Annotated in this window: 20 protein-coding genes and 1 pseudogene; 8 read left to right on the forward strand and 13 right to left on the reverse strand. The window is 74.2% G+C overall.

What is annotated here, in order from left to right; translation table 11 throughout:
* Window positions 1-140: 140 nt before the first annotated feature.
* Genes ABZ172_RS19515 through ABZ172_RS19525 form a run of 3 tightly spaced genes read right to left on the reverse strand, consistent with a single transcriptional unit; the run spans window position 141 to window position 2,602 of the window.
* Window positions 141-1,079 carry an alpha/beta hydrolase gene (locus ABZ172_RS19515; protein ID WP_356884974.1) on the reverse strand — a complete coding sequence of 313 codons (939 nt, stop codon included), beginning with the start codon at window positions 1,077-1,079 and terminating at the stop codon, window positions 141-143.
* Window positions 1,080-1,097: 18 nt separating this feature from the next.
* On the reverse strand, window positions 1,098-2,372 hold the full coding sequence (locus tag ABZ172_RS19520) for a beta-ketoacyl-[acyl-carrier-protein] synthase family protein (RefSeq protein ID WP_356884975.1): 1,275 nt from the start codon (window positions 2,370-2,372) through the stop codon (window positions 1,098-1,100).
* Window positions 2,369-2,602, reverse strand: a complete 234-nt coding sequence (locus tag ABZ172_RS19525) for an acyl carrier protein (protein ID WP_356884976.1) — start codon at window positions 2,600-2,602, stop codon at window positions 2,369-2,371. The genes ABZ172_RS19520 and ABZ172_RS19525 overlap by 4 nt, the downstream gene beginning before the upstream one ends.
* A gap of 621 nt (window positions 2,603-3,223) precedes the next feature.
* Between ABZ172_RS19525 and ABZ172_RS19530 the strand changes: the two genes are divergently transcribed.
* Window positions 3,224-4,768, forward strand: coding sequence for a peptidoglycan-binding protein (locus ABZ172_RS19530; protein ID WP_356884977.1), 1,545 nt, complete (start codon window positions 3,224-3,226; stop codon window positions 4,766-4,768).
* Between the two features lie 169 nt (window positions 4,769-4,937).
* Here ABZ172_RS19530 and ABZ172_RS19535 read toward each other — a convergent pair whose 3' ends face one another.
* From ABZ172_RS19535 to ABZ172_RS19555, 5 genes are all read right to left on the reverse strand, one after another.
* Window positions 4,938-6,077 (reverse strand): XdhC/CoxI family protein, encoded by a 1,140-nt coding sequence (locus tag ABZ172_RS19535; protein ID WP_356884978.1) that lies wholly within the window; start codon window positions 6,075-6,077, stop codon window positions 4,938-4,940.
* 41 nt (window positions 6,078-6,118) lie between these two features.
* A complete protein-coding gene (locus ABZ172_RS19540) occupies window positions 6,119-7,576 on the reverse strand; it encodes an NCS2 family permease (protein ID WP_356884979.1) in 1,458 nt (485 codons plus the stop codon).
* Window positions 7,577-7,820: 244 nt separating this feature from the next.
* Window positions 7,821-10,238 carry a molybdopterin cofactor-binding domain-containing protein gene (locus ABZ172_RS19545; RefSeq protein ID WP_356884980.1) on the reverse strand — a complete coding sequence of 806 codons (2,418 nt, stop codon included), beginning with the start codon at window positions 10,236-10,238 and terminating at the stop codon, window positions 7,821-7,823.
* 2 nt (window positions 10,239-10,240) lie between these two features.
* Complete coding sequence (locus ABZ172_RS19550) at window positions 10,241-10,822, reverse strand: (2Fe-2S)-binding protein (RefSeq protein ID WP_356884981.1); 582 nt, start codon at window positions 10,820-10,822, stop codon at window positions 10,241-10,243.
* A 2-nt stretch (window positions 10,823-10,824) separates the two neighbouring features.
* The gene (locus ABZ172_RS19555; protein WP_356884982.1) at window positions 10,825-11,715 is read right to left on the reverse strand and encodes a xanthine dehydrogenase family protein subunit M; all 891 of its coding nucleotides are present in this window, start codon (window positions 11,713-11,715) and stop codon (window positions 10,825-10,827) included.
* 282 nt (window positions 11,716-11,997) lie between these two features.
* Here ABZ172_RS19555 and ABZ172_RS19560 point away from each other — a divergent pair, with 282 nt between their 5' ends.
* Window positions 11,998-13,731, forward strand: coding sequence for a PucR family transcriptional regulator ligand-binding domain-containing protein (locus ABZ172_RS19560; RefSeq protein ID WP_356884983.1), 1,734 nt, complete (start codon window positions 11,998-12,000; stop codon window positions 13,729-13,731).
* 191 nt (window positions 13,732-13,922) lie between these two features.
* Window positions 13,923-14,711, forward strand: a complete 789-nt coding sequence (locus tag ABZ172_RS19565; protein ID WP_356884984.1) for a hypothetical protein — start codon at window positions 13,923-13,925, stop codon at window positions 14,709-14,711.
* A 180-nt stretch (window positions 14,712-14,891) separates the two neighbouring features.
* Here ABZ172_RS19565 and ABZ172_RS19570 read toward each other — a convergent pair whose 3' ends face one another.
* Entirely contained in the window at window positions 14,892-15,626 is a 735-nt protein-coding gene (locus ABZ172_RS19570; protein WP_356884985.1) for a GntR family transcriptional regulator, read from the reverse strand.
* Between the two features lie 144 nt (window positions 15,627-15,770).
* Between ABZ172_RS19570 and ABZ172_RS19575 the strand changes: the two genes are divergently transcribed.
* A complete protein-coding gene (locus ABZ172_RS19575; RefSeq protein ID WP_356884986.1) occupies window positions 15,771-16,619 on the forward strand; it encodes a (2Fe-2S)-binding protein in 849 nt (282 codons plus the stop codon).
* Window positions 16,620-16,823: 204 nt separating this feature from the next.
* Window positions 16,824-17,909, forward strand: coding sequence for a DUF2637 domain-containing protein (locus ABZ172_RS19580; protein ID WP_356884987.1), 1,086 nt, complete (start codon window positions 16,824-16,826; stop codon window positions 17,907-17,909).
* Window positions 17,910-17,912: 3 nt separating this feature from the next.
* Here the strand turns inward: ABZ172_RS19580 and ABZ172_RS19585 are convergent, their stop codons facing one another.
* Window positions 17,913-18,323, reverse strand: a complete 411-nt coding sequence (locus tag ABZ172_RS19585; RefSeq protein WP_356884988.1) for an ATP-binding protein — start codon at window positions 18,321-18,323, stop codon at window positions 17,913-17,915.
* 242 nt (window positions 18,324-18,565) lie between these two features.
* Between ABZ172_RS19585 and ABZ172_RS19590 the strand changes: the two genes are divergently transcribed.
* Window positions 18,566-18,964: a ribonuclease gene (locus ABZ172_RS19590; RefSeq protein ID WP_356884989.1), complete on the forward strand. Its 399-nt coding sequence runs from the start codon at window positions 18,566-18,568 to the stop codon at window positions 18,962-18,964.
* Window positions 18,965-19,078: 114 nt separating this feature from the next.
* Window positions 19,079-19,468, forward strand: coding sequence for a barstar family protein (locus ABZ172_RS19595; protein ID WP_356884990.1), 390 nt, complete (start codon window positions 19,079-19,081; stop codon window positions 19,466-19,468).
* 18 nt (window positions 19,469-19,486) lie between these two features.
* Here the strand turns inward: ABZ172_RS19595 and ABZ172_RS19600 are convergent.
* From ABZ172_RS19600 to ABZ172_RS19610, 3 genes and pseudogenes are all read right to left on the reverse strand, one after another.
* Window positions 19,487-20,119, reverse strand: a pseudogene (locus ABZ172_RS19600) (ABC transporter ATP-binding protein); the annotation flags it as partial.
* Window positions 20,120-20,160: 41 nt separating this feature from the next.
* Window positions 20,161-21,903 carry a pyruvate dehydrogenase gene (locus ABZ172_RS19605; RefSeq protein ID WP_356884991.1) on the reverse strand — a complete coding sequence of 581 codons (1,743 nt, stop codon included), beginning with the start codon at window positions 21,901-21,903 and terminating at the stop codon, window positions 20,161-20,163.
* 60 nt (window positions 21,904-21,963) lie between these two features.
* Window positions 21,964-23,406, reverse strand: a complete 1,443-nt coding sequence (locus ABZ172_RS19610) for a protein phosphatase 2C domain-containing protein (RefSeq protein ID WP_356884992.1) — start codon at window positions 23,404-23,406, stop codon at window positions 21,964-21,966.
* Between the two features lie 307 nt (window positions 23,407-23,713).
* On the opposite strand from ABZ172_RS19610, the gene ABZ172_RS19615 reads away from it, so the two are divergent.
* On the forward strand, window positions 23,714-24,700 hold the full coding sequence (locus ABZ172_RS19615) for a helix-turn-helix domain-containing protein (protein ID WP_356884993.1): 987 nt from the start codon (window positions 23,714-23,716) through the stop codon (window positions 24,698-24,700).
* The last annotated feature ends 59 nt before the right edge of the window (window positions 24,701-24,759 follow it).

The following is a 24,759-nucleotide window of genomic DNA, read 5'->3' on the forward strand; positions in this document are numbered from 1 at the left end:
GCAGCCGCGCCCCCCCGCCCCGCAGACCGTGCGCACGGACTTCCTGGGGACGGGCCCCCGCCAATGAACCCGCGGGGGGGGGGCCCCGGCCGGGGCCGCCACCCGGACCCCGTGCTCCGCGTACGCACCGAGCGCGTGCGCTACACCGAGCGGGCACCCCGCGCCGGGCGCGGGGCCCGGTCCGTCCGGGCGCCCTGCGCCTGGTGCGGCAGCCGGGCGACGGCGTCGGCGCCGAGCGGCCGGTCCGTGAAGAAGCGGGTCACGAGCGCGGCGACCTCCTCGGACCGCTCCAGGACGACCCAGTGGTCGGAATCCGGGACGGTGAGGAAGCGGCTCCCCTCGATCGTCGCGGCGAACTCGCGCTGCCGCTCGGGCGTGGTCACCGTGTCGTGCTCCCCGGCGAACACCAGCGCCGGCACACCGGACAGCCCGCCGGAGAAGTCCGGGCGGTCCCCCAGTGCGCGCCGCAGCGACTCGGCGGCGTGCGGCGAGTGGGCGAGCGCGTGCAGGAAGGAGCGCCGCACATAGCGCCGGGCGAGCTCCCTGCGGTGCACGTGCCGTTCCGGGTCGAGGCACATCAGCCCGTCGGCCGCCAGCGCGGCGAAGCCCTCCGCGTCGCCCTCCGCGAGCGCCTGGGTCGCCCGGTGCCAGTAGGCCCGGCGGTCCTCGTCGATCCGGGTGGGTACGCCCCCGAGGACGAGCCGGGCGATGCGCCCCGGGTCGTGCTGCGCGCAGCCGAAGGCGACGGACGAGCCGTAGGAGAAGCCGAAGAGGTTGATCCGGGAGGCCCCGAGGTCGTCGATGATCCCGGTGACCGCCGCGCGCAGGACCGGCGCGCCGGGACCGGGCGGCAGGGGGTCAGCCGACCCCATGCCGGGGAGGTCGGCGGTGACCACGTCGGCCACCGGGCCGAGGTGTTCGTCCATCTGCGGCCAGCCGAACATGCCCTGCAGCGCGCCGCCGATGACCAGCACCGGTTCGGTGGCGGGTGCGCCGCCGGCGGCGGGGTCGCGGGGCAGCAGACGGTAGGAGTACCGCAGTCCGTCCACCGCCAGCGAGCGGATGATCTCCTCGGGCACGGTGCTCCTCGCTTCCGGTCAGGCTCTGGTGAGGACGAGGGCGGCGTTGTGCCCGCCGAAGCCGAGCGACGTCTTGACGGCGCAGTCGAAGGAGGCGCGCCGGGCCTCCTTGCTCACCACGTCGACGGGGATCGCCGGGTCGGGGGCGTCCAGGTTGCCGGTGGGCGGGACCGTCTGGTGCTGGAGCGCGAGGACGGTCAGCGCCGTCTCGATGCCGCCGGCGGCGCCCAGGGTGTGTCCGGTCATGGCCTTCGTCGAGGTGACGAGGGGGTGCGCTCCGAGGACGCGGCGCAGCATGGTCGCCTCGATGAGGTCGTTGGCGACGGTGGAGGTCCCGTGGGCGTTGACGTGGCCGATGTCGGAGGCGTCGATGCCCGCGTCGGCCAGGGCCGTGCGCAGCGCGCGCTCGATCCCGAGCCCGTCCGGATCGGGGGCGACGGCGGAGTGGGCGTCGCTGGACGCCCCGTAGCCGGCGATCCGGGCGCGGACCGCGGCGCCCCGGGCCCGGGCGTGCTCGGGGCGTTCCATGACGAGCAGGCCGGCGCCCTCGCCGACCACGAAGCCGTCGCGGTGCGTGTCGAAGGGGCGGCAGGCGGCCTGCGGATCGTCGCGGCGGGTGGAGACGGCACGCATCTGGCAGGCGCTGGCGATCAGCAGCCGGGAGCGGACCGATTCGGCGCCACCCGCGACGACGACGTCGCAGGCTCCGGTGCGGAGCATCTGGTGGGCCGTGCCGATGGCCACGGTGCCCGACGAACAGGCCGTGGACACCGCCTGGCTCGGGCCGTGCACGCCCAGGTCCATGGCGACGCTGCTGGCGGCGCCGTTGACGACGCTGAGCGGGGCGAGCTTCGGCGAGACGCGGCGCGCCCCGCGCTCGGTGAGGGTGGTGTGCTGCTCGTCGTAGAAGGGCAGGCCGCCGTGGGCGGATCCGATGACGACGCCGACCCGTCCGCTGTCCCAGACCGAGGGGTCGAGTCCGGCGTCGGCGACCGCCTCCCGGGCGGCGATAACGGCGAGTTGGGAGAAGCGGTCCATCAGGCGCTGCGCGGCGACCCCCAGGGCGGCCCTGGTGTCCAGCCCGTCGACGGTGTACATGAAGTCGCAGGGCAGTCCGTCGAGTTCGGGAAGGTGCGGGACCGAGGGGGCGACCGCCGTGTCGCACACCCCCCGCCAGGCCGCGTCGGCCCCGACCCCGGCGGCGGTGACCAGGCCGACACCGGTGACCGCGGCGCTGAACGGCTCGACGCCCGGCCGGGCCGGCCTGCGGGCGAACGGCCCCGGGCCGGTCACGCGCCGGCCTTGCCGTGGACGGCCGCGACCAGGTGGGCGACGGTGTCGCGGGAGGACAGGACGACGTCCTCCAGGTCGACGTCCATCCGGTCCTCGATGAGGAGCCGGAGCTCCTCCAGGGCGAGCGAGTCCAGCCGCAGCTGTCGGAGCGGCACCTCGGGCCGGATGGCCGCCGGGTCGGTTCCGAACCTGGTGACGAGCAAGGCGCTGATCTCTTCCGAGGTGCTCATGGGGACGCTCCTCCGCTCTCGGTACGCGGTGACGCCGACCGCGTGGGGGGTGAGATGGCCATCGGGGACGCCGGCTGAGTCGGGAGGGACCCTTTATACGCCTTCCGCACCGCCGCTCCCGACCTCGTTCCCCCGTGAGGAGGGGGGACGGCCAGGTGTGCGATTCCGCCACGCCGCCGCACCCGGCGGCCCGATGGGCACGGGCGTACGGGCATACGGACAGGAGTGCCCGGCGGGGGTACGGGGACGGCCGCGGCGACCGGGCGGGGCGGCACGGCAGGCCGCCAACAGGGCTCCCCGCGCGCAGCCTTGACCCGCGGCGGGCGCCGCCCGCATCCACCGTCCTGCTGCACCACGAGCCGACGCGGTGCACCGCGGCCGTCGGCGTGCTGCACCGCGAGCGCCCGCGGCCGCGGCCGGCCGTCACCCGCCATCGGGGTGACCACCCGTCCGGCGGGATGCCCGGCACCTCCAACTCCATTGGAGTGAGCGGAAATTGGACACGTGCGGGCATCATTGTCACGCCCCGGGCGGCTGGATAGCCTGTGCGGGCTCAGCGGCCCCCGGTCCATCCCCACCGGGTCGGACGGGCCCTTCCTCCCCCACAGACCTGGAGCAGGTATGCCCCGACGTCCCGCCGGCCGCACCCGAGGCCGCGCCGCCGTTCTGGCCTCTCTGACCGTCACCGCCCTCGTCGTCCCCGGCCGTCCGGCCGGCGCCGCCCCCGCCGAGGCGGACTCCATGAACCGGGCCTTCGACCGGGCCGCCGAGGAGTACGGCGTACCGCGCGACCTGCTCGCCGCCGTCGGCTACGGCGAGACCCGTCTGAACGGCCACGCCGGGCTCCCCAGCCAGGACAACGGCTACGGCGTGATGCACCTCGTCAGCAACCCCGTCAACCACTCCCTCGAAAAGGCCTCGGCGCTGACGGGCGAGTCGGCGGCGGAGCTGCGCAAGGACACCGGCACCAACATCCTGGGCGGCGCCGCCGTGCTGCGGGACCACGCCGACGCGCTGGGCCTGGACACGGCCGACCGGACGGACATCGACGCCTGGTACCCGGTCGTCGCCCGCTACAGCGGGGCGCAGAGCCCGGTCGCCGCGCTCTACGCGGACACCGTCTACACCTTCCTCGCCCAGGGGCTGCGCGCCACCGTGGCGGGGGGTGAGCAGGTCACGGTCACCTCCCGGCCGGTCTCCCCCGAGAAGGGCGACTTCGCCAAGGCGGACATCACCGCCCAGAGCCCGGACTACCCTCCGGCCCTCTGGGTGGCCGCCGCCTCCGGCAACTTCGCGACGGGCCGGACGGCGACGGTGGACAAGGTGGTCGTCCACGTCACCCAGGGCTCGTACGCCGGGACCATCAGCTGGTTCCAGAACGCCACCTCCAAGGTCAGCTCCCACTACGTGGTCCGCTCCTCGGACGGCCAGGTCACCCAGATGGTGCGCGACAAGGACACCGCGTACCACGCCAAGAGCGCCAACGCCTCGTCACTCGGCATCGAGCACGAGGGCTTCATCGACGACCCGGCCTGGTTCACCGACACGATGTACCGCTCGTCGGCGGCGCTGACGGCGTACCTGTGCGACCGCTACGGCATCCCGAAGGACCGGTCGCACGTCATCGGGCACAGCGAGGCTCCCGGCAACGACCACACCGACCCGGGCGCCAACTGGAACTGGACCTACTACATGCAGCTCGTCGGCGGCTCCGCCGGCCAGGCCGACGGGCTGAGCTTCACGTCGTACACGGTGCAGAAGCAGGGCTCGACGGGCTCCCAGGTGAAGGCGCTCCAGACGCTGCTGAACCGGCAGGGTTACGCGGCCGGCGCCGAGGACGGCGTCTTCGGGGCCGCGACGGAGAGCGCGGTGCGCGCCTTCCAGACCGCGCGCGGTCTCGGCGCGGACGGCGTGGTCGGCCCGAAGACCTGGACGGCGGTGCTGTCCGCGGGCACCACACCGACGCTGGCCGGCGGTGCGTCGGGCGACGCGGTGAAGCGGCTCCAGCGGTCGCTGACCGCGGCGCTGGGCAGAACGGTGTCCGCGGACGGGACGTTCGGTACGGGCACCGGCCAGGCCGTCCGCGACTACCAGAGCACGCGGAACCTGACGGTCGACGGCACCGTGGGCGCCGGCACCTGGGCCGCGCTGCAGTCCGGGCGCTGACCGCGCCGCACTCCGCGTCCAGCTGCCCGGCCCGGTCCCCCTCCGCCCCGGGGACCGGGCCGGGCGGGTAAGAGGCGGGCGGGTACGGGACGGGCAGGCACAGGGCGGGCCGCTGCGGAAGCGTCGCGGCACGCCCGGCGCGAGCGGCCGGGCGGGCGGCCCGCCGGGGTCAGGCGGCCGGGACCAGCGCGGGGCCGCGCTCGTGGTGGATCGGGGTGTGCGCGCCCTTCAGGGGCAGGCCGCTGCCGCCACGGCGTTCCGCGACGATCTCGGCCGCGATGGAGAGCGCGGTCTCTTCCGGGGTACGGGCGCCGAGGTCCAGCCCGATCGGCGAGTGCAGCGCGGCCAGTTGGCGTTCGGTGACCCCGGCCTCGCGCAGTCGCTCGTTGCGCTCCAGATGGGTCCGGCGCGATCCCATCGCACCGACGTAGGCGACGGGCAGCCGCAGGGCGGTCTCCAGGAGCGGGACGTCGAACTTGGCGTCGTGCGTGAGGACGCAGAGCACCGTCCGCGCGTCCACCTCGGTGGCGGCGAGATAGCGGTGCGGCCAGTCGACGACGATCTCGTCGGCGTCGGGGAAACGGGCCGCCGTGGCGAAGACGGGGCGCGCGTCGCAGACGGTGACGCGGTAGCCGAGGAAGCGGCCCGCCCGGACCAGGGCGGCGGCGAAGTCGATGGCCCCGAAGACGATCATCCGGGGCGGTGGGACGCTCGACTCGACGAGCAGCGTCACGGGGCTGCCGCAGCGTGATCCCCCGGCCCCGACGACGACCTCGCCGGTGCGGCCCGCGTCGAGCACGGCCCGGGCCTCGGCGACGGCCGTGCGGTCCAGCTCCGGGTGTCCGCCGAGTCCGCCCTCGTACGTACCGTCCGGGTGGACGAGCAGGGGACGGCCCAGCAGTGCGGCGGGCCCTTCGGTGACACGGGCGACGGCCGCCGCGCGGCCCTCGGCGGCCGCGGCGACCGCGGCGGCGAACACCGGGCGCGCGGGGTCGTCCGCGCGCACCGGGGTCACCAGGATCTCGATGACGCCGCCGCAGGTCAGGCCGACCGCGAAGGCGTCGTCGTCGCTGTAGCCGAAGCGCTCCCGGACGGTCCTGCCGTCCTCGAGCGCCTGCCGGCACAGCTCGTACACCGCGCCCTCCACACACCCCCCGGAGACCGACCCGACGGCCGTGCCGTCGCTGTCCACGGCGAGGGCGGCACCCGGCTGCCGGGGCGCGCTGCCGCCGACGGCCACCACGGTGGCCACGGCGAACGAGCGTCCCTGCCCGACCCACCGGTGGAGGTCCTCGGCGATGTCCAGCATGGCGTGTCTCCTTCTGACGGGGGTGCGGAGCGCGGCGGGCGTCAGCTGACGCCCAGCCAGCTCTCGATGGGGTGGAGGGCGAAGTAGACGGCGAAGACCAGCGTCAGGACCCACATGAAGACGCCGACCTCGCGGGCCCTGCCCTGGGCGGCCTTGATGGCCGTGTACGAGATGACGCCCGCGGCGACACCGGTGGTGATGGTGTAGGTGAACGGCATCAGCACGACGGTGAGGAAGACCGGGACGGCGACCGAGCGGTCCGCCCAGTCCACGTGCCGGGCGTTCTGCATCATCATGGCGCCGATGACGACCAGCGCGGCCGAGGCCACCTCCGCCGGCACGATCGCCGTGAGCGGGGTGAAGAAGAGGCAGGCGGCGAAGAAGAGCCCGGTGACGACGGAGGCGAGCCCGGTGCGGGCGCCCTCGCCGACGCCGGTCGCCGACTCGACGAACACGGTCTGTCCGGAGCCGCCGGCGACCCCGCCGATCGCGCCGCCCGCGCCGTCGATGAACAGCGCCTTCGACAGGCCCGGCATCCGGCCCTTGTCGTCCGCGAGTCCCGCCTCGGTGCCGACGCCGATGATGGTGGCCATCGCGTCGAAGAAGCCCGCCAGCACGAGGGTGAAGACGATCAGGCCGACCGTCATCACGCCGACGTCCCCCCAGCCGCCGAACTCGACGTTCCCGAAGAGCGAGAAGTCGGGGGGCGAGACCGCGCCGCCGCTCAGCTCGGGCGGGCCGCTGCTCCACGCCTTCGGGTCGATGTCGGCGACGGCGTTCACGACGACCGCGACCAGGGTGCCGACGACGATGCCGATCAGGATGGCGCCGGGGACGTCGCGCGCCTGCAGCATGAAGATGAGCAGGAGCGTCACGGCGAAGACGAGCACCGGCCAGCCGGCGAGTTCGCCGGTGGGGCCGAGGGAGAGCGGGGTGGCCTCCCCCTGGTGGACGAAGCCGGCCTTGAAGAGGCCGATGAGGGCGATGAAGAGGCCGATCCCGATGGTGATGCCGTGTTTGAGCGCGAGCGGGATGGCATTCATGATCATTTCGCGCAGGCCGGTGACGACGAGCAGGCAGATCACCACCCCGTAGATCACGCACATGCCCATGGCCTGCGGCCAGGTCATGGCGGGCGCGACCTGGGAGGCGAGCACGCCGGAGACGCTCAGTCCGGCGGCGAGGGCCAGCGGCACCCTGCCGACGAAGCCCATCAGCAGGGTCGTGGCGGCCGCCGCGAGGGCGGTGGCGGTGATCAGCCCGGACCGGCCGAGCAGCCGGCCGTCGACGTCCTCGCCACCGAGGATGAGCGGGTTGAGCAGGAGGATGTACGCCATGGCCATGAAGGTCGTGACGCCGCCGCGCACTTCGCGTGCGACGGTCGACCCGCGGGCCGATATGTGGAAGTAGCGGTCGAGCCAGGAGCGTCCGGCGGGGACGCGCGGGCCGGGGCCCGGGTCCTCCGTGTTCGTCCTGGGTTCTGCGGACTGCTGGGTCATGGTGCCTGACTCCCAAGGTTCACAGGGGCACCCGCGTGGAGCTGTTGGTGAATGCGGGATTTGGGATGACTGCGAGGCGCACGACCCGGGGGACGGCCCGAGGCGAACTCTTCGTACGGATGGTGCGGGTGAAGCGCGTGATTCCGGTGATGCGGACGGTGCGGTGGAGCGGGGCCGCTCGGGACGGTGCGCGGCGCGTGGACACGGGACGTCCACGGCGGACACGCACCGCCCGGAGGCCGGGTCAGGTGCCGGTGATGTGCTCGGGGCGCACCGGTGTCCTGTCGAGCTGGAGGCCCGTCGCGTTCCGGATCGCCGCGAGGACGGCCGGGGTGGACGACAGGGTCGGGGCCTCGCCGATGCCGCGCAGCCCGTACGGCGCGTGGTCGTCGGCGAGTTCGAGCACGTCGACCGGGATGGTCGGGGTGTCGAGGATGGTGGGGATCAGGTAGTCGGTGAAGGACGGGTTGCGCACCTTCGCCGTCTTCGGGTCGACGATGATCTCCTCCATGACGGCGACCCCCAGCCCCTGGGTGGTGCCGCCCTGGATCTGGCCGACGACCGACAGCGGGTTCAGCGCCTTGCCGACGTCCTGGGCGCAGGCGAGCTCGATGACCTTGACCAGGCCGAGCTCGGTGTCGACCTCCACGACCGCGCGGTGCGCGGCGAAGGAGTACTGGACGTGGCCGTTGCCCTGTCCGGTGCGCAGGTCGAAGGCCTCGGTGGGCCGGTGGCGCCACTCCAGCTCGACCTCGACCGCCTCGTCCTCCAGCACCTCGGCCAGCGGCGCGAGCACCTCTCCCCCGTCGGTGACGACCTTGCCGCCCTCCAGGAGGAGTTCGGCGGTGGCCCAGGCGGGGTGGTACGTGCCGAACTTGCGGCGGCCGATCTCCAGGACCTGTTCCCGGACCGCCTCGCAGGAGTTCTTCACGGCGCCCCCGGTGACGTACGTCTGCCGGGAGGCGGAGGTGGAGCCGGCCGAGCCGACCCGGGTGTCCGCCGGGTGGATGGTCACCTGGTTGACGCCCAGTTCGGTGCGGGCGATCTGGGCGTGCACGGTGACGCCGCCCTGTCCGACCTCCGCCATCGCGGTGTGCACGGTGGCGACCGGTTCGCCGTTGATGACCTCCATGCGCACCCGGGCGGTGGAGTAGTCGTCGAAGCCCTCGGAGAAGCCGACGTTCTTGAGACCGACGGCGTATCCGACGCCCCGCACGACGCCCTCGCCGTGGGTCGTGTTGGAGAGTCCGCCGGGCAGGGCCCGCACGTCGACGGAGGTGCCCTCCGTGCCGGCGGAGAGCCACTGCTGCTCGGGAGGCAGCGGCCTGGCCTTGACCCGGCGCAGCAGTTCGGCGACGGGTGCCGGCGAGTCGACGCGCTGTCCGGTGGGGAGCAGGGTGCCCTGCTCCATGGCGTTGAGCTGCCGGAGCTCCACCGGATCCATGTCCAGGGCGGCGGCGAGCTTGTCCATCTGCGCCTCGTAGGCGAAGCAGGCCTGGACCGCGCCGAAGCCGCGCATGGCCCCGCAGGGCGGGTTGTTGGAGTAGAGGGCGATCGCCTCGATGTCGACGTCCTCGACGGCGTACGGTCCGACCGCCAGTGAGGAGGCGTTGCCGACGACGGCCGGGGAGGCGGAGGCGTAGGCGCCGCCGTCCAGCACGATCCGGCACTTCATGTGGGTGAGTTTGCCGTCCCGGGTGGCCCCGTGCTCGTAGTGGAGTTTCGCCGGGTGCCGGTGGACGTGGCCGAAGAAGGACTCGAAGCGGTTGTAGACCATCTTGACGGGCTTGCCGGTGCGCAGCGCCAGGAGGCAGGCGTGGATCTGCATCGACAGGTCCTCGCGTCCGCCGAAGGCGCCGCCGACGCCGGAGAGCGTCATGCGGATCTTGTCCTCGGGGAGGCCGAGGACCGGCGCGATCTGGCGGAGGTCGGAGTGCAGCCACTGGGTGGCGACGTACAGCTCCACGCCCCCGTCCTCGGACGGCACGGCGAGGCCGGACTCGGGGCCGAGGAAGGCCTGGTCCTGCATGCCGAAGACGTAGTCGCCGGTGACGATCACGTCGGCCCGTGCGGCGGCCGCGTCGGCGTCGCCCCGGACGACGGGCTGGCGGTGGACGATGTTGGGGTGCGGGACGTGTCCGATGTGGTGGTCGGTGCGGCCCTCGTGGACGAGCACCGCGTCGGGGGCGGTCGCGGACGCCTCGTCCGTGACGACCGGCAGTTCGGCGTAGTCGATCCGGATCTTCGCGGCGGCGCGGCGCGCGGTCTCGGGGTGGTCGGCCGCGACGAGCGCGACCGGTTCGCCGTGGTGGCGGACCTTGCCGTGGGCGAGTACGGGGGTGTCCTGGATCTCCAGCCCGTAGTTCTTCATCGCGGCGGGCAGGTCGTCGTAGGTCAGGACGGCGTACACACCGGGGGTGGCGAGGGCCTCGCCGAGGTCGATCGACCGGATCTCGGCGTGCGCGACGGTGGAGCGGAGCGTGTGGCCCCACAGCATGTCCTCGTGCCACATGTCCGAGGAGTAGGCGAACTCGCCGGTGACCTTGAGGGTGCCGTCGGGGCGCAGGGTGGACTCCCCGACGCCGCCCCGGGTCTCGGAGCCCTGGGTGATCCTGGTGGGGGTGCCGGCCGGTACGGACGCGGCTCGTGGGTGCAGCGTCATGGCTATCGGACCGTCTCTTCCTGACGGGCGGCCGCGAGGCGGACCGCGTCGAGGATCTTCTCGTAACCGGTGCAGCGGCAGAGGTTGCCGGAGAGCGCCTCGCGGATGTCCTGGTCGGACGGCGAGGGGTGCGTCTCCAGCAGCTCGTCGGCGGCGACCAGCAGACCGGGGGTGCAGAAGCCGCACTGCACGGCTCCCGCGTCGATGAACGCCTGCTGGACCGGGGAGAGGTCGGCGGCGCCGTCGGGCCTGGCCTGCCAGCGGCGGGCGGCGTCGACCGAGGTGCCGCAGGAGTCCGCGGCGCAGCCGGTGCCGGGGTGGGCGTCGTCGCGGTGCCGGGCGTAGTCCGCCAGCCCCTCGACGGTGACGATCTCGCGCCCCTCCGCCTGGCCGGCGGCGACGAGACAGGAGCAGACCGGCACGCCGTCGAGGCGGACCGTGCAGGACCCGCATTCGCCCTGCTCGCAGGCGTTCTTGGAGCCGGGGAGGCCCATCCGCTCGCGCAGCACGTACAGCAGGGACTCGCCCTCCCAGACGTCGTCGGCTTCCTGCTTCCGGCCGTTGACCGTGAAATTCACCCGCATGATCAAGCAGCTCCTTCGAGGGTGCGTCCCGCTCCGCGGTACTGCTCCCAGGTCCAGCCCAGCGTGCGGCGGGCCATGATGCCGACGGCGTGCCGGCGGTAGGCGGCGGTGCCCCGTACGTCGTCGATGGGGTTGCAGGCCCCGGCGGCGAGCTGGGCGAACCGCGTGGCGACGGAGGGGGTGATGATCTTCCCGCTCTCCCAGAACCCACCCTCCTCCAGCGCGGCGTTCAGGAAGTCCTCGGCCTCCTTCGCCCGGACCGGGGTCGGGGCGGCGGAACCGATCCCGGTGCGCACGGTGCGGGTCTCGGGGTGGAGCGCGAGGCCGAAGGCGCAGACGGCGATGACCATCGCGTTGCGGGTGCCCACCTTGGAGTACTGCTGGGGGCCGTCGGCCTTCTTGACGTGCACGGCCCGGATCAGCTCGTCGGGGGCGAGGGCGTTGCGCTTGACGCCCGTGTAGAAGGCGTCGATCGGGATCATCCGCGTCCCCCGTACGGACGCGGCCTCGACCTCGGCGCCCGCGGCGAGCAGCGCCGGGTGGGCGTCGCCTGCGGGTGAGGCGGTGCCCAGGTTGCCGCCGACGCCGCCGCGGTTGCGGATCTGCGGCGAGGCGACGGTGTGCGAGGCGAGGGCGAGCCCGGGCAGCTCGGTCCGCAGGTGCTCCATGACGGCGCTGTAGGGCACGGAGGCCCCGAGGCGTACGGTGTCCGGGCCCGTCTGCCACTCGGACAGCTCAGCGATGCGGTTCAGGTCCATGAGGTGTCCGGGCCGCCGGTGGTCGAAGTTGATCTCGACCATCACATCGGTGCCACCCGCGATGGGCACAGCCGTCGGGTGCTCGGCCTTGGCGGCGAGCGCCTCCTCCCAGCTGGCGGGGCGAAGGAAGTCCATGAGTGGCTCTCTTCTTCTCGATCGGGTCGTACGGCCGGGGCTGGGGACGGCCGGCCCGCCGGCCTTCGACAGGGGTCGTCCCTGTGTTGTTGACGTGGTGTGTGGCCCAGTACACAAGGCTTGCTCCACTCGGTGCAGTCACCGAAACCATGAAGGAACTGGCTGGTCCCCGTACGCGTCTTGTAGATTCGAACGAATGGCGGGTCCCGGTAACCTCACCGCAACTCACAGGTGACCTCCGCCGTCCCCCCGCACCCACGAACAGATCGGCGGCAATCGACGATGCGGCTGCGCGCACTGCTGGACACGGAGGCGCTGGGCCTGAGGCTGCTCGGCGGCGAGGACGAACTGGACCGTCCGGTCCGCGGCGTCATGACGACCGACCTGCGCGATCCCAGCCGCTACCTCTCCGGCGGCGAACTGGTCCTCACCGGGCTGGTCTGGCGCCGGGACGCGTCGGACTCGGAGCCGTTCGTCCGGCTGCTGACGAGCGCAGGGGTGGCGGGGCTGGCCGTGGGCGAGGCGGAGCTCGGGGCGGTCCCCGGCGATCTGGTCGAGGCGTGCCTGCGGAACCGGCTGCCGCTCTTCGCGGTCGACGAGACCGTGGCGTTCGCGACGATCACCGAGCACGTGGTGCGGCAGGTCTCCGGCGAGCGGGCGGGGGACCTCGCGGCGGTCGTCGACCGCCACCGCCGGCTGATGACCTCGGGTCCGGCGGGCGGCGGCCCCGAGGTGGTCCTGGATCTGCTCACCTCCGACCTGGACCTGCGGGCCTGGGTGCTGTCCCCCACGGGGCGGCAGATCGCCGGGGCCGGCGAGGCCCTGGCGCCGCGGGTGGGCGCGCTGCTGGCGGCCGGGCACCTCGCGGCGAGCCGCACCGGCCGTCCGGGGCCGCACCGGGCGGAGGTGGACGGCACGGCCTATTCGCTGTTCCCGATCCGGAACACCGGACGGGGAGCGCCTCCGGTGTCCTCCCGCGACCTGCGCGAGTCGGTGCTCTCGGACTGGCTGCTGGCGGTGGCGGCGGACTCCGGGGACTGGCCGGCCCCCCGGCTGGACCTGCTCCAGGGCGTCACCCAGCTGATCGCGGTGGAGCGGGACCGCCGCGACGCCGCGCGCGCGGTACGCCGCAGACTCGCCCAGGAGATCCTGGAACTGGTCCAGACGGGCGCCGCCCCCACCGAGATCGCCGCCAGGCTCCGGGTGGCCACGCCGGTCCTGCTGCCGGGCGCGGGCACGGCTCCGCACTGGCAGGTCGTGGTGGCCAGGGTCGAGTGGGCGGGGGACGACGCACAACGGCCGGCGGACCGGGCCGCCCGGTCACTGCTGGAGGAGATCCTCGTCGACCCGGCGGTCACGGGTCCCGACTCCGCGGACCGGATCGCCGTGGCGTGCACGGGCGAGGAGGCCGTCGCCCTGGTCCCGCTGACCGTGCCCGCCCCTCCGGGACCCGGGGACGAGGACGACGAGGACGACGACGCCGCCGCGGCGGAGTCCGGCGCCCCGGAGGAGCGGGACGCCGCCCTGCACGCCGACGCCCTGCTCGACGCCGTCCGGGCGCCGCTCTCCGCCGGCCTCGGTGAGGACGGCCGGCTGAGCCTGGGGGTCAGCGCGGCGGTGCACTCCCCCGAGGGGCTGCGCGGCGCACTGGAGGAGGCCCGGCACGCCCGCCGGGTCGCCGCGGCGCGGCCGGGCCCGGTCAGCGCGGCCGGCCACCACGAGCTCGCCTCGCACGTCCTGCTGCTGCCCTTCGTCCCGGACGACGTGCGCCGCGCCTTCACCGCCCGGCTGCTGGACCCGCTGCGCGACTACGACCGGCGGCACCGCGCGGAGCTGATCGAGACCCTGGAGGCCTTCCTGGACTGCGACGGCTCCTGGACCCGCTGCGCCGCCCGGCTGCATCTGCACGTCAACACACTGCGCTACCGCGTCGGACGGATCGAGCAGTTGACGGGACGTGACCTTGCGCGGCTGGAGGACAAGCTCGACTTCTTCCTCGCCCTGCGTATGAGCTGACGTCCGGGGCGCGCCGGGGCCCCTCCGGGCTCCGGATGATTGTGAAATCTTTCACCTGACATCGATCCCACCCCTTGGCCCGGCGTGCCAATCCGTGCTGAGATGCGCGCAGACCCTGGCCGACCGGCCCCGCCGGCAGGCCTCCACAGCTCGATGGCGCGCTCGGGGAGGGCAATGTGGCGCACACCGCCATGCCTGGTTCCGGAACGACAGCAGATGACGGTCCGCCGCTCCAGACCGCGGTATGGCGGCTGCGCTCACGGGCCTGCTGGACGGACGCGGCCGCGCTCCTCGGGCCGCGGGCGGCCACCGACCCGGCCGCAGCCCTCCAGCGGACTTCCCTGCTCACCGAGCGGTGCCTGTACACGGGCACCGGCTGGACGGACGCCGAGGACGCGCTGCGCACGGCGGAGGCGCTCGCCCAGGACGACTCCGAGCGCGGGGCCGCCGCCTGCGAGCGGGGCTACCTCGCCTACGCCTCCACGCTGCTGCGGGCGCGCGACCGGGCCGACGAGGCCAGCGTGGCGCTCAGCAGGGCCGCGGCGCTGCTCCCGCCGTCGGCACCTGGCCGCCCGCTGCTGGACTTCCGCCGGGGCCTGATCGCACAGAACATCGCCGACTCGCCCCAGTCGGCGCGGGCCGCCTACCGCAGGGCGCACGCCGGTGCCACGGCCCGGGGTGACGAGCTGCTGCTCTCCTTCACCTGGCGGCACCTCGCCTCGCTCGCCCTGCGCGAGGGGGAGCTGGCCGAGGCGCGGCACGGTTTCGCGGAGTCCCTGCGGATAAGGGAGGAGCTGGGCTATCTCGTGGGCACGGCGCCGGCGCTCATCTCGCTCGCGGACGCCGAACCGGAGCCCGAGGAGGCCGCCCGGCTGCGCGCGGAGGCCGGCCGGCTGTTCCGGCTGCTGGGCGGCGTACCGACCTGGCTCGCCCCGCGGCTGGACCCGCCGCCCGACCCGGAGACCGCCGGGGCGAACTGACGCACCCCCGCGCCGGCCGGGACGGGACGAGCCGAGGGCCGGGCCACCGGGCGCGGGCGGGCCGGGAGGGGCCAGGGTTCCGGCCGCCGGGCACCGTCGAGCCGGGGCGGGACGGGGCGGGCCGGGGTTCCGCCCGCCGGGCCGCGCGTACCGGCGGTTCAGGCCCGCCCCGTCCCGTCCTCAGACGTCCGTGCCGCGGAAGTGCCCGCGCACGAGCGACTGCGCCGCGCCGAGGTCCCGGGCGATGAGCGCGTCCAGCAGGGCCGTGTGCTCCGCGGCGTCCGCCTGCAGGCCGGCGGGGCCGTCGGCCAGCGGCCACTGGGAGCGCCGGTGGAGGTCGTCGGCGACCGACACGAGCTGCTGGTTGCCGGACAGCGCGAGCACGGCGCGGTGGAAGGCGCGGTCGCTCTCGGCGTACGCCGCCCGGTCGCCCACGGCGGCCGCCGCGACCGTGGCGTCGGCGTACGGGCGCAGCGCGCACCAGCGGGCCGCCGGGACGGTGCGGGCGAGCCGCAGCATGACGGGGACCTCGACCAGGGCGCGCACCTCCGCGAGCTCCGCCAGCTCCCGGGGGCCCCGCTCGCTGACCCGGAAGCCGCGGTTCGGCACGACCTCGACGGCGCCCTCGGCGGCCAGCTGCTGCATGGCCTCGCGCACCGGGGTGGCCGACACGCCGAAGCGGGCGCCGAGCGCCGGGGCGGAGTAGACCTCCCCGGGAGCGAGCTCCCCGTCGGCGAGCGCGGTGCGCAGCGCGTCCAGGATCTGGCCGCGCACCGAGTGCCGCTGGACCGCGCGGGGTGCGGGCGGCTCGCCGTGGGTGTGTTCGCCCCGCGCCTGTTCGGGCACGCGGACGTCGTACGGGGTGCCCGCGGACGCGTGCGGCCGCGCGTCGCCGCGCGCTCTGCCCTGTTCCACGGGTACCTCCTCGGGCCGGTGGGCCGACTCGCGGGTGCCGGGCCACCCGTGCACGATAGGCGGAGCGGGCGTCAGTTCAAACACCGGACACTTCGGGTAAGGTAAGGCTAACCTGCAAGAAGATCGTGATTCGGTGGTCCCTGAATGACCGTGCCCGCCCTGCTCGCCACCACCGCCCCGTGCCCGCTGACGGCGGCCTACGCACGTCTGGCCGAGGTCTTCCCCGGTCTGCGCGTGGAGGTGCTCACGGACGGCGCCGTCACGCCCTCGGGCGGCGGCTGGGTCGGCGCGGCCGAGCTGGCGGCGGGCGGCGCCGCCCTGGACGACTTCCTCGCCTGGGACGAGGCGCAGGTGCTGCGGGACCACGGCGTGCGGGCCCGCCCCGACGTGGTGGCGAGCTTCGGGCTCCACCGGTACGCCTGGCCCGCCTGCCTCCTGGTGACCCTGCCGTGGTTCACGCACCGCCGGGTGCCCCGGATCCCCGTCCCGGACGTGGGCTTCCACCGCGGCCTGGGCCATCTCACCCTGCGCGTCAGCGAGTTCGCCTGCCTGCCGGACGATCCGGCGGCCGGGGCGCCGGGCGCGCGGGTCGTCCCCGACGAGGCGGCTCTGCGGGCCGAGGTCCTCGACGCGGTGGCGGAGCACCTCGGCCCGGTGCTCGACGGCTTCCGCCCGCGCATGCGCCGCGGGAAGCGGGCCCTGTGGGGCATGGCGACCGACGAGATCGTCGAGGGCCTCTGGTACGTCGCCCACCTCCTCGGCGAGGAGGGCCGCGCGATGAGGGAGCTGGAGCAGCTGCTGCCCGGCACCACCAAGCCCTACGTGGGCACCGCCGGCTTCCGTGAACTGACCGGCCCCGGCGGCGAACCGCTCCCCACGCGCGACCGGGCGAGCTGCTGCCTCTTCTACACCCTGCGGCCCGACGACCCGTGCGTCACCTGCCCGCGCACCTGCGACGCCGACCGGGTGCGGCGGCTGACGCCCGCCACCTGAGCCGCGCCGCCTTCACACCACCCGGCCGGGCGACCTCGATTCGAACGCAACTCGGCCCGCACGCCCGGGCATTCGAAAAGATTCCGCCCAACGATGAGCCCTGTCACCACGATGGCGTTCACTTGTCCCGAAACCCCCCTGAGCGCGGCGGTTCTTCCGTCACGATGGCGCCCGAAACGCCCTACGTGACGCAAGGGACCGCGCATGAGACTGACCGACATATCGCTTGACTGGCTGCTTCCGGGAGCCGTACTGCTCGTGGGGGTCATGGCGGCGGTGACGGTGGTCGCGCGCGGCAAGCGCGCCGCTGGGAAGGCCGCGGCCGACGACAGCTGGGAACGCAGCGAGGAGCGCCGCCGGCGCAAGGAGGCGCTCTACGCCACCGCCTCGTACGTCCTGCTGTTCTGCTGTGCCGCCGTCGCCGCCGCCCTCTCCTTCCACGGGCTCGTCGGCTTCGGCCGGCAGAACCTCAGCCTCTCCGGGGGCTGGGAGTACCTCGTGCCCTTCGGCCTCGACGGGGCAGCGATGTTCTGTTCGGTGCTCGCCGTCCGCGAGGCCAGCCACGGTGACGCGGCCCTGGGCTCGCGACTGCTGGTGTGGACGTTCGCCGGTGCCGCCGCCTGGTTCAACTGGGTGCACGCACCGCGCGGCATGGACCACGCGGGCGCCCCGCACTTCTTCGCGGGCATGTCCCTCTCGGCGGCGGTGCTGTTCGACCGCGCGCTGAAGCAGACACGCCGTGCGGCGCTGCGCGAGCAGGGCCTCGTGCCCCGCCCGCTGCCGCAGATCCGGATCGTCCGGTGGCTGCGCGCCCCCCGGGAGACCTTCGGCGCCTGGTCGCTGATGCTCCTCGAGGGCGTACGCACCCTGGACGAGGCGGTGGACGAGGTGCGCGAGGACCGCCGGGAGAGGGAACAGGACCGGCACCGCAGGAGGGACCAGGCGAAGCTGGACCGGGCGCACATCAAGGCCCTGAACCGGCAGAACCGGGTCTGGGGGCGCGGCGGCCGCAACGGCCGTCCGGTGGACGTCCAGGCCATCGCCCCGGCACCGGGCGGCGGCCCACCGGCCGTCGCGGAGCCCGCCATAACGGAGCAGGGACAACTGCCGCTGCGCCCCCGACCGTCCCTGCAAGCCGCCAACGGCCAGAAATCCAGGAGTCATCCGGCACAGAAGACGAGCGGTGACCCCGCGACCGCCGACCTCACCGACGAGGACGACGCCCAGGCCCTGCCCCGGCTCGATTCGCTGGAGCAGAAACTGAAGGACCTGGAGCAGCAGTTCGGCTGAGCGTCAGGACCTCCCGGCGTTCAGCTCGAACCAGACGACCTTGCCCAGCGCCTGGGTCACGACTCCCCAGGAGTCCGCCAGGCTCTGGACGAGGAGCAGTCCCCTGCCGTGCGTACCGTCGTCGGCGTTCGGTACGTACGGCGCGGACTCCTGTCCGCTCATGAAGTCACGCACCTCGACCCGCAGTCGTGCGGCGGCAGTGGTCGCGGTGACCACCGCGCCGTTCCTCGTGTGGATCAGCGCGTTCGTCACCAGTTCGCTGAGCAGCAGCTCCGCCACCTCGGCCTCCTCCGGCCGGCGGCGGTGGCGGAGGAACTCCCGCAGCGCCGCGCGCGCTTCCCCGACGGCCGAGAGGTCGGCATGCCCGAGTCTGCGGTGCAGCCGCACCGGCGGGCTCTCCTGTCGTCTCGTCATGTCCCCCGTGTACACGCTGGATCGGCCTCCCCGACTCCGTTGCGCGACGTCGCGTCCCGACGCCTCCACGGGATGCATGCCCCCGCGGCGCGGCGGTCACGCGTCCCCGGGTGTCACGGCACGACGGGGCGCCCGGCACGGTGCGCCGGCCTGCCTTTCTCTCGTACTCACGGTTAACTTCCGAAAAATTCACACGTGTTGGCGTTGACGAAGGGGGATCTACGCGCGTCATCATGGTGGGTATGCGAATCCCCCCACGGATCACCACGCTCGGCGGCGCGGCCGCCCTCCTGTCCGTCCTCCTCGTCGGAGGGCCGGTCTCCGCATCGGCCGCGACGGCTCCCTCGACCGCCGCGGTCGGCAGCGTCTGCTACTCCGCGCTGCCCTCCCAGGCACACGACACGCTCGACCTCATCGAGGCGGGCGGTCCCTTCCCGTACGACCAGGACGGCACCGTCTTCCAGAACCGGGAAGCGCTGCTGCCGAGTCAGAGCACGGGCTACTACCACGAGTACACCGTCATCACGCCGGGCTCGTCGGACCGCGGCGCCCGGCGCATCGTGACGGGTGAGGACGTCGAGGAGGACTACTACACCGCCGACCACTACGCGTCCTTCGACCTCGTCGACCACGGCTGCTGATCCCTTCCCCCGGACCGGTCCGCGCCGTAGTCCCCCACCTGCGGCGCGGACCACCGGTCCGGTGTCCGGTCACCGGACCGGCACCGGGAGAACACTCGCTTGTACGCTCCACCCATGACCGTGACGTATGTGATCGACGGCTCCGGGATCACCGGCCTGGACGGCTTCTGGGCGGCGATGGGCGAGGCGGTGAACGGCCCCGGCGGCTATTTCGGGCGCAATCTCGACTCGTTCGCCGACTGTCTGCGGGGCGGCTTCGGCACCCCCGCGGACGGCTCGTTCGTCATCGAGTGGCGCGACCACGCCCGCTCCGCCCGCGCGCTGGGCCACGAGGAGACCGCCCGCCGGCTGGAGGGCCTGCTCACCCGGGCCCACCCCACCCACCGGGCGCACGTCGAGCGGGAGCTGGCCGAGGCCCGGGCGGGCCGGGGTCCGACCCTCTTCGACGTACTGGTCGGGATCATCCGGGAAGAGGCAGGTCCGGAGGCCCTCCGGCTGGCCTGAGACCGCGGTGCCCGGGTGTCAGTTCCCCGCATCCGCCGCCGCGAGGGCGGCCCGGGCCCCGTCCGGGTCCGTCCGCACGTGGTGCCGCCCGATGGGCAGCATCAGCGGCCTGCCGGAGACCGGGTCCTCGATGACACGGCTGTCCAGGCCGAACACCGCCGCGACCGTCTCCCGCGTCAGCACCTCCTGCGGGGTGCCGGCGGCGTGGATGCGCCCGTCCGCGAGGGCGACGAGGTGATCCGCGTACCGGGCCGCCAGGTTGAGGTCGTGCAGGACCATCACGACGGTCGTCCCGCGGGTGCGGTTCAGGTCGGTCAGCAGGTCGAGCACCTCGATCTGGTGACTGGCGTCGAGGAACGTGGTGGGCTCGTCCAGCAGCAGGAGGTCGGTCTGCTGCGCCAGCGCCATGGCGATCCAGACCCGTTGGCGCTGGCCGCCGGACAGCTCGTCCACCGCCCGGTCGGCGAGTTCCGCGGTCTGCGTCGCCTCCAGGGCGGAGGCCACGGCGGCGTCGTCCTGCTCGCTCCACCTGGTGAAGACGCCCTGGTGGGGATGGCGTCCGCGGCCCACGAGGTCCAGCACCGTGATGCCCTCGGGCGCGACGGGCGACTGCGGCAGCAGCCCCCGGGTGCGGGCGAGTTCCTTGGCGGGCGCCCGTCTCCCGGACCGCCGAGCCGGCCGCCGCGGTCCCCTCAGGGCCTCGGCACGTTCCGGAGGTTGGACCGGGCCATCTGCAGCATCCTGCCGACCCCGCCGTCCAGCACGATCCTGCTGGCCGAGAGGGCGAACCCGGTGACCATGTCGGCACTGATCCTCGGCGGGATGGAGAGCGCGTTCGGGTCGGTGACCACGTCCACGAGCGCGGGCCCCTTGTGCTTGAGGACGTCCTTGAGGGCGCCCTCAAGCTGCTTGGGCTTCTCCACCCGGACCCCGTAGGCACCCGCCGCCCGGGCGATCGACGCGAAGTCGGGGTTCTTGTTGGTCGTGCCGAACGACGGCAGACCGGCCACCAGCATCTCCAGCTCGACCATCCCGAGGGAGGAGTTGTTGAACAGCACGACCTTGACCGGCAAGTCGTACTGGACGAGCGTGAGGAAGTCGCCCATCAGCATGGTGAACCCGCCGTCGCCCGACATCGACACCACCTGGCGGTTCCGGTCGGTGAACTGGGCCCCGATGGCCTGCGGCAGCGCGTTGGCCATCGAACCGTGGCTGAACGAACCGATCACCCGGCGCCTGCCGTTGGGCGTCAGGTAGCGGGCGGCCCACACGTTGCACATGCCGGTGTCGACCGTGAACACCGCGTCGTCGTCGGCGAGGTCGTCCAGCACCGAGGCGACGTACTCCGGGTGGATCGGGACGTGCTTCTCGACCTTGCGGGTGTACGCCTTGACCACGCCCTCCAGCGCTCCGGCGTGCTTCTTCAGCATCCGGTCGAGGAACCTGCGGTCGGTCTTGGCCCGCACCCGCGGGATCAGGGCGCGCAGCGTCTCGCGCACGTCGCCCCAGACCGCGAGGTCGAGCGTGGACCGCCGGCCGAGGTGCTCGGGACGCACGTCGACCTGCACGATCTTCACGTCGTCCGGGAGGAACGCGTTGTACGGGAAGTCGGTGCCCAGCAGGATCAGCAGGTCGCACTCGTGGGTCGCCTCGTAGGCGGCGCCGTAGCCGAGCAGCCCGCTCATCCCCACGTCGTACGGGTTGTCGTACTGGATCCACTCCTTGCCGCGCAGCGCGTGGCCGACCGGGGACTTCACCCGCTCGGCGAACTGCATGACCTCGGCGTGCGCGCCGGCCGTTCCGCTCCCGCAGAACAGCGTCACCCGTTCGGCCGCGTCGATCATCGCGCAGAGCTTCTCGATCTCCTCGTCGCCGGGCTTCACGGAGGGGCGTGAGGTGACCAGGGCGTGCTCGACCGTCTTCGCCGGAGCTGGCTGCGAGGCGATGTCACCGGGCATCGAGACGACGCTGACGCCGCCGCGGCCGATCGCGTGCTGGATCGCCGTCTGGAGCAACCGCGGCATCTGCTGCGGGTTGGAGATCATCTCGTTGTAGTGGCTGCACTCCTGGAAGAGCAGCTCGGGGTGGGTCGCCTGGAAGTAGCCGAGGCCGATCTCGCTCGACGGGATGTGCGAGGCGAGGGCGAGCACCGGGGCCATGGAGCGGTGGGCGTCGTACAGGCCGTTGATCAGGTGGAGATTGCCCGGGCCGCAGGATCCGGCGCAGGCGGCCAGCGTGCCGGTGATCTGGGCCTCGGCCCCGGCCGCGAAGGCCGCGGTCTCCTCGTGCCGGACCTGGATCCACTCGATGGCGGGGTTCCGCCGGACGGCGTCGACGACGGGGTTGAGGCTGTCGCCGACGACGCCGTACAGCCGCTGGACCCCCGCCCGGACGAGGATGTCGACGAACTGCTGCGACACGTTCTGCTTCGCCATGGGACCGCGCCCTCTCTGCCTCCGGCTGTGGGTGCGTCCATCAACCCACGGTGCGCGCCGTCACGCCTCCCAGACTGCGGCGCCCGTGCGGTCGTCGGCGTACCCCTTCGTCCTGAGCTGGATGTCGGCCAGGTAGGCGGGCAGTCCGGGCGGGGCCCCGGCGGACCAGCGCCGCGCAAGCTCCCCGGCGAGCTCCGGCTCGGCCCGCATCGGTTCGGCCAGGCCGTTGCCGCAGAGCAGCAGGGTGTCCCCGGGCAGGGCCTCGGAGGCGTGGAAGCGGAAGGGCTCCGCGGGTGGCGGCGCGGCGCGGGAGGCGGGTGTGGTGATCTGCAGGTCCATCGTCAGCCGGTCCCCGTCCGGGCCCCGTTCCTCCGGCGCCCCGCCGGCCGCGGGCCGCACCGGGTCGAGGTCCTGCCAGGCCCCGTCGCGGAGCCGGAGGACGCCGCCGGGTCCGACGCCGAAGAAGACCCGGGTGCGGCACTCCGGGTCGGCGGACAGCAGCAGGCAGCCCAGGCCGGCGCCGTGGGCGGACGGTTCGAGGCCGAGTTCGGCGGCGCGGGCGCGCAGCTTGCCGTGGGTCCGGTCGGTGAGCCGGCGCAGCCCCGACCTGAGCTCGCCCGTGCGGCCCGCCCGTATGTCGTCCGAGAGCCGGGCGTGGCTGCGGGCGACCGCTGCGCCGATCAGGCGACAGGCCTCGGCCGCCGGACGGTCCCGCCCGGCGCCCCTCCCGCCCGCGCCCACCGCGACCAGGACCAGGGCCGCGTCCCCGGTGCCGAACCGTGCGGTGAGCAGGGCGTCGCGCCGGGGCTCCCCGCGGAAGCGCGCCGAATCCCCGCGCACGGACGCGGCCCGCAGGGTGTACGCCCCGTGGCGGGCGCCGTCCAGGACCGTGTCGGGGACGAGGGCGTCGAGCTCGTCGGCACGGCACTCCGGCAGCGCGGCCGGTTCGGCGTCGTAGGTGGGCGGCCGGTCCCCGACGTGGCCGACGACGGGCCGTTCCGGCGGCCCGGGCTCGGCGGCGGGCGGTCCGGACGGCGGCGCGGCGGCGGGCGGTCCGGGCGGACGCACGGCGAAGGTCCGCGGCCGCGGGGGGCCGGCGGGGGCCTCCCAGGGAGCGCGCCCCACCGCGACGGTGGGCGGGCGCAGGGACGGACCGGGCGCGGACTCCGTCTCCGGCGGACGCGGACCGGGCGCGGACTCCCCCGTCTCCGGCGGGCGCGCATCGGGAGCGGACTCCGCCGGCGGACGCGCATCGGGCGCGGGCTCCGTCTCCGGCGGACGCGCAGCGGGCAGCGGCACCGGCGTGGCCCGGCGGTCCGGCCGGTCCTGCTCCGGGGCGCCGGGAGCGGGCGGCGGGCCGCCCACCGCGCCGGAGGCCGAGGCGAACCGGGCCTCCAGACTGTCGCCGGCGCGGCCCGGTCCGGTGTCCGGCGCGGTGCCGTCGTACAGCCTCCGCCACCAGTCGTCCTCGTGGGCTTCGGGCGTCTCCCCCTGCTGACTCATCTCCCTATTGTCGACCGCGAGCGGCGCACGAAACCGGGTCGCAGGGAAATCCGGCGCGGAGCCGGCGGGGCTGAGCGACCCGCCGGACGTCCCCACCCCCCACGGGAAGGTCGCCCGGCGGGCCGGTCCCGGTGGTCCTCCCACCAGCCGCGGGGCGGTCGTCACCGCGGTGGCGTCAGAGTGCCAGAGAGACGGGGACGACGGTGCATGATGGGCCCGGCGGGTTTACGCCGTGGCTGTTTCCCGCCACGGCGCGTCCCGCCCGACGGGCGCGGGAACGCCTCGCACCGATCCGGGAGGGCCGAGGATGCTGTCAGCGATAGGTCTGGACGCACGGCAGGAGGCGGCCTACCGGGCGCTGGTCGCGACGGGCGCCGCGGAGCTCTCCGGCCTCGCGCGACGGCTCGCCCTGCCGGAGGCGGACACCGAACGCGCGCTGCGCGGCCTCGAACAGCAGGGCCTCGTGGCCCAGTCGTCGGCCCGGGCGGACCGCTGGGTCGCCGCCCCGCCGGGGGTCGCCCTGGGCGCGCTGCTGACCCAGCAGCGCCACGAGCTCGAACAGGCGGAGCTGGCCTCGGCCCTGCTCGCCGAGGACTACCGGGCCCGGGCGGCGGAGCCCGCGGTGCACGACCTGGTGGAGGTGGTGACGGGCGCGAGCGCGGTGGCCCACCGGTTCCACCAGCTCCAGTTGGGCGCCGCGACCGAGGTCTGCGCCCTGGTCACGGGGAAGCCGGTCGCCGTCACCGGCGTGGAGAACGAGTCCGAGGAACGGGCGGCCCGGCGCGGCGTGGCCTACCGGGTGGTCGTCGAACGCGACGTCCTCGCGCTGCCGGACGGGATCGTGGAGCTGTCGGCGGCGCTGGGCCGCGACGAGCAGTGCCGGGTGGTGGACCGGGTCCCGACCAAGCTCGTGATCGCGGACGGCGCGCTGGCCATGGTCCCGCTGAGCGGGGACGGGGCGGAGCCCGCCGCCCTGGTGGTCCACGCCAGCGGCTTGCTGGAGTCCCTGACGGGCCTCTTCGAGGCGGTGTGGCGGGACGCCATGCCGCTGCGGATCGGCGGCAGCACGGTCAGCGAGGAGAGCGTCTCCGGCGCGGACCCGACCGATCTGGAGATCCTCTCCCTGCTGCTCGCCGGACTGACGGACGCGAGCGTGGCCAAGCAGCTCGACCTGGGGCTGCGGACGGTGCAGCGGCGGGTGAAGGGACTCATGGAGCTCACCGGGGTCACCACCCGGCTCCAGCTCGGCTGGCACGCGTACGAACGCGGCTGGGTGGCCCGGGCACCGCGCTGAGCGCCCCTGGACCGGGGCGCGTGCCCCCGAGGGGCCCGCCGACGGGCGGGACCGGGCGG

Origin of the sequence: Streptomyces sp. NPDC006296 (assembly GCF_040613235.1) — a bacterium.
In the GTDB taxonomy this organism is placed as follows: Bacteria; Actinomycetota; Actinomycetes; order Streptomycetales; family Streptomycetaceae; genus Streptomyces.